We start from the raw sequence: 5,363 nt of genomic DNA on the forward strand, positions 1-5,363 counted from the left end.
TGAACGATAATTTCGATGATATCGACGATGATCTTCCGTTTTAGCGGGATCGGTTCATGCAACCGGAAGAGCGGCAGGGCCGAACACCCTGCCGCTCTTTTCATTCTTGCAACACAGGTGTGAAGTACATAGCTTTAATAAAAAATGAGCGGCAGCAGGTAATTGGACGAACCGAACAGTTTCTTATTTATTTCTGCTTTTATTTCGCAGGCGGAAGATATCGTTGAGGTGTCTTCGGCCTTCGATACCACGGGGCTGATTGTTCAACTGTTGCTGATTGTGGGGGGACTCGTTTTTTCTGCCCTTTTCTCGGGTTCGGAAGTGGCTTTTTTTTCGCTTACCAACCGGGAAAACCTGCTGCCCGAAAATGAGGTGGAGCGATCTTCCGACCAGCTGATTATCCGCATGCTCAATCATCCCCGCCGGCTGCTGGCGACGATCCTGATTGGCAATACTTTTGCCAACATCATAACGTCGGTCCTGGCGGCGGTGGTCACGGGTTCGATTGTGGCCCATTTCGGCTTTTCCCAGTTTTGGGTTTATTTTTGGGAGATCATTATCCTGACATTCACCATCCTTATTCTGAGTGAGATTACGCCTAAAATTATAGCGATCAACGAACCGCTGAAGAATGCCCGGCGCATCAGCCGTTTTATCTATGTTTTTTTTGTGGTGCTTAAACCGCTTTCGAGCATCATTGCCAACAGTACCCTGAATCTCGAAGAACGTCTGCCGAAGCCCAACAGCAAAATGACTTCCAGGGATATTATGACGATGGCAGAAGTAAGTGAGCGGGAGGGTTCTATAAAAAGTGATGAGCGGGAAATTATTGAAAATGTAATCGAGTTTGGCAGTATCAGCGTCCGCGAGATCATGACGTCGAGGGTTAACATCGTTGCCATATCCACCAATGATTCCCTGGACGAGGTGCTCTCGCTGATCCGGGAGAAGGGGCTCTCGCGCATGCCCATCTATGAATCGGACCTGGATTCTATCCTTGGCATCATCCATGCCAAGGATGTACTGCCTTATATCAACGCCGATATTGAACGCACAACCATTAACTGGCGGACGATTGCCCGAAAGGCGCTGTTTATCCCCGCTACGAAGAAGCTGGATGACCTGCTCAGGGATTTTCAGCAGGAGAAGACGCATATCGCCATCGTGGTGGATGAGTATGGTGGCACGGAGGGACTGATTACCCTGGATGATATCCTGGAAGAAATTGTGGGGGATATCTCCGATGAATATGACGATGATGAGGAAAAACTTTATACCCGGTTTCGCAGCGGAGGATACCTGTTTGACGCTAAAATCGATCTCGATGATATGGAAGAGATCCTGGGCTGTGAGCTGACCTCCGAAGGGGATGATTTTGAAACGCTGGGGGGACTGATGTATCACCTGACCGAGCGGATTCCGAATGTGGGGGAGCGGGTGTACTACCGGGATATCGAATTTACCATCCATTCGGTGCTTAACAACCGGGTGCGAAAGGTGCGCACCAAAGTGCAGGGCAGCCGCTCCCGCCCGTCTGAAGAATCTCCAGAATCAAAGCAATAGAATTTAATTTTTTACATGTCACAACCTCATTCGCTTGATGAAATGCTCCAGCATGATGTCGAATTACGGCCGTTCAATACCCTGAACATCGCCGCCCGGGCCCGGTCGTTTGTTTCGGTCCGCACGGTTGACCAGCTGCGGCAACTCCTGCAGCAGGAGGCGGCCCGGTCCGATAACCTGTTAGTCCTGGGAGGAGGCAGTAATATCCTGTTTGCCGGCGATTATGACGGCCTTGTTTTACACATGGCGATCAAGAGTAAAAGGGTGATCAGGGAAACGGAAGAGCACGTATGGCTTGAGACAGGGGGTGGGGAGAACTGGCACCAGACGGTGCGCTACGCGGTCGATCAGGGGTGGGGAGGCATCGAGAATTTGTCACTGATTCCGGGTACGGTGGGAGCGGCGCCCATTCAGAATATCGGGGCGTACGGGGTTGAGCTGGCGGATGTCTTTGAGAAGCTGGAAGCCGTCGAGATTAGCTCCGCCGAGGTCCATTCCTTCGATCGGAAACAGTGCCGGTTCGGTTATCGCGACAGTATCTTCAAGGGAGCACTCAAAGGACAGTATGTTATCAGCAAGGTGGTATTAAGGCTGGATAAGCAACCCCGCCCAAATACCTCTTACGGGGCCATTCAGTCAGAACTCGATCAGCGGGATATCGAACACCCCACCATCCGGGATGTCAGCGATATGGTCATTGATATCCGCAACAGCAAGCTACCCAATCCCGAGACGCTCGGCAATGCCGGCAGCTTTTTTAAAAATCCGGTCATTGACAACGAAAAATTTGACCGGCTGAAGGCATCGTTTCCCGGGATGCCCGGCTACCCGATCGACGACCAGACCACGAAGGTCCCGGCCGGCTGGCTGATTGAGGAGACGGGCTGGAAGGGAAAAGTGGTTGGAAATACCGGCACCTACCGGCAGCAGGCGCTGGTGATTGTTAATCACGGCGGGGCCACCGCTGACGAGATACTGGATCTCGCCCGTGAAATTCAGCATTCGGTCAGAGAGCAGTTCGACATCGATCTGGTCCCGGAGGTAAATATCATCGACTAACATGGCAGAAGGCTCCGGTACAACCCCATATTTCACCAAACATTTGTTCCGAGCGGGACTTCAATGTCCCACCAAGCTTTTCTACAAGGCCCGTGGTTACCCGGAAGACCGTTCGGCCCTGCCTTTTCTCAGGCATGCGGGTTACAACAAGGAATTGCTCCAGTCGCTGGCCCGTTCCATCTATCCGGGGGGAAAACATGTCAATGGAAACTCCATTGAAGATTCGGCTGCTCGCACCAGGGAGTATTTCGATGCCAATGAAGTCGTTCTCTTTGACGTCGTATTTACTTATCGTCAGATGATGGCGAAATTGCCGCTGGTCGTGAAGAACGGGCGGCGGCTGACCGTCTACCAGGTACAGACCAAGGCGTTTAGCTCCCGGAAACACCAGTTGGTGGACCACAAAGGCAATATTCCTAAGAAATGGAGGAAGTACCTGCTCGGTTTTGCCTATCAGCTTTATATTCTGAAGAAATCATATCCCGGCTGCTCCGTACTCCCGCTCCTGGTGCTCCCGGACAAATCGGGCTGTGCGCAAACCGATGGGTTGCCGGCCCTGTTAGAGCCGTTTGCGAATCCCGGGACAACACCGCCGGCAGTGCCGGAGGCAAACCAGCAGCTGTTGGCAAAGCTGGACGCCAGTGAGCCGGTAAGGCGGATCTGGGACGACCCGGGCTTTGCGGAAGAACATTTGCCCAAACCCACTTTTTCGCAGTCGCTGGAATACTTGCGTGAGATTTACCTGCGGGAGCAGAAAGTGGGTCCGGACGTGGGCTACAAGTGCAGGAATTGCGAGTTTCATATCGGGGAAACCCAACAATCGGAAGGAGCGCGGAGCGGGTTCGAGGAGTGCTGGGGACCGAAGGAGCCCGGCGAAGCAGGCGAGGACCCCGATCATGTGTTTAAGCTGATGGGACCGGGCAACCGGCAGTTGATGGATCGGGAAATATTTTACCAGCGGGATATTGACAACGGGGATATCCATTCGGTCCCATCGATTGCCGGGGGAGAGGGACGAATAACGGAGACAATGCGCAGAGCCCTGCAGATTCATAAAACGGCATCGACGGAGGTGCCCGGGGAGATTATGCGTGCTCCCTTGCGGAAGGAGCTCCGCCGATGGGAATATCCGATTCACTTTCTTGACTTCGAGGCCGGGAATTATGCAGTGCCTGTGCGCGGGGGGCGTCCACCCTATCACCTGGTGGTGTTTCAGTTTTCGTGCCATACCCTATGGAAAGACGGCGGTTGGCAGCATCACCAGTGGATTGACAGCCCGGATAACGGTTATCCGAATTATGAATTGATACGCCGGCTGATGGAAATCCCGCATATCAACAAAGGTACGATTGTGCAGTATTCCAACTTTGAGCGCAATGCACTCAAGATCATCCGCCGCGAGCTCAGAGATGAAGCGGAGATGATTCCCGACAGCCCGCGGTTGTTGCAGTGGATCGAAGAGATTATACGGCGGAATGACTCGAACCATCCCCCGTCGCCTTACCTGGCCGATCTCAGCCGGCTCGTAAAAAACTTTTATTATAACAGCGAGATGGAAAACTCACTGAGCATTAAGGATGTCCTGCAGTCGGTGATGACAAAAAGCGATTACCTGGCGCAGACATACAGCAGACCCTATAACAGTGAAAACTTTGACGATATCATCTGGTGGCAGCCCGACAGCTCCGGAAAGGCCAAGAATCCCTATACCATTTTACAGGAGAGTGGATCGGAGGTGGTCCGTCGCGGCACGGAGGCGATGTATATTTACGGGAAACTTATTGCCGGCAATATGAGTAAGAAAGAGAAATCAGCGCATCGGAAATCGCTGCTGCGGTATTGTGAGCTCGATACGCTGGCGATGTTAATGATTTATCAACATTGGAAGCAAACACTGAATCAATTATATTAGTAATGAATTGGTTATCATAGCTGAAGGTTTTTAACTGAGGGCTTTAAAAAACCAGGGGTTTTGTTCCGTATCAAAGCCTCAGCGATTTTTAAAAACCGCAGTGTATAGATACACACTACATGATGGTTTTGAAATCGTGAAAATGTAGAGGTTGGCCAAAACAACGGTTTTGCAAGGCACTCTAACTATAAATGGGATCTATTATGAGATTATCACAGCTACGAAATGGGTTGTTAGTCATGTTGGCGGGACTGCTGGTTGCTGCCTGCGTAATGCAGCGAAGTCCGATTACAGGCCAGAATCGGGCTTATGGGTACAGCTGGGAAGAAGAGAAGCAATTGGGAGCCCAGGCTGATAAACAGATTCAGCAGCAGTACGGCGTGTACGAGGACGAAGAATTGCAAACATATGTTGATGAGATAGGCCAGAGGGTGCTTGCCCAAAGCCATATGCGGCGCGAAGATGCCCAGCAAAAGTATAAAGAGACTGAATTTTATTTCCGGGTGCTGAACAGCCCGGTGCCCAATGCCTTTGCACTGCCCGGCGGCTATGTCTATGTAACCCGCGGGCTATTGGGACACCTGGATAATGAAGCACAGTTAGCCGTGGTGCTGGGACATGAAATTGGCCACGTGGCGGCGCGCCACTCTTCGCAACGGGCGTTTGAACAACAGATTGGACAGATTGCCCTGCTGGGAGGTGCGGTAGCGGGACAAGAGTTGCTGGGGGTCCCCGGCGGGGAGATTCTCAGTATGGGAAGCCAGGCCGCACAGCTCCTGTTTTTGAGTTATGGCCGCGAGGATGAGCGGGAATCCGATCAGCTGGGCGT

4 protein-coding genes are annotated in these 5,363 nt (G+C 52.1%); all 4 read left to right on the forward strand.

Translation table 11 applies throughout. From position 1 onward, the window contains the following. Nucleotides 1-162: 162 nt before the first annotated feature. Nucleotides 163-1,563, forward strand: coding sequence for a hemolysin family protein (locus ACESLU_RS11170; RefSeq protein WP_372638729.1), 1,401 nt, complete (start codon nt 163-165; stop codon nt 1,561-1,563). A gap of 15 nt (nt 1,564-1,578) precedes the next feature. Next, entirely contained in the window at nt 1,579-2,622 is a 1,044-nt protein-coding gene (gene murB / locus ACESLU_RS11175; protein ID WP_372638730.1) for a UDP-N-acetylmuramate dehydrogenase, read from the forward strand. A 1-nt stretch (nt 2,623) separates the two neighbouring features. Further along, the gene (locus tag ACESLU_RS11180; RefSeq protein WP_372638731.1) at nt 2,624-4,534 is read left to right on the forward strand and encodes a DUF2779 domain-containing protein; all 1,911 of its coding nucleotides are present in this window, start codon (nt 2,624-2,626) and stop codon (nt 4,532-4,534) included. 203 nt (nt 4,535-4,737) lie between these two features. Next, a partial coding sequence (locus ACESLU_RS11185; protein ID WP_372638732.1) for a M48 family metalloprotease occupies nt 4,738-5,363 on the forward strand: 626 nt, incomplete at its 3' end.

This window comes from Fodinibius sp. (genome assembly GCF_041642155.1).
In the GTDB taxonomy this organism is placed as follows: domain Bacteria; phylum Bacteroidota; class Rhodothermia; order Balneolales; family Balneolaceae; genus Fodinibius.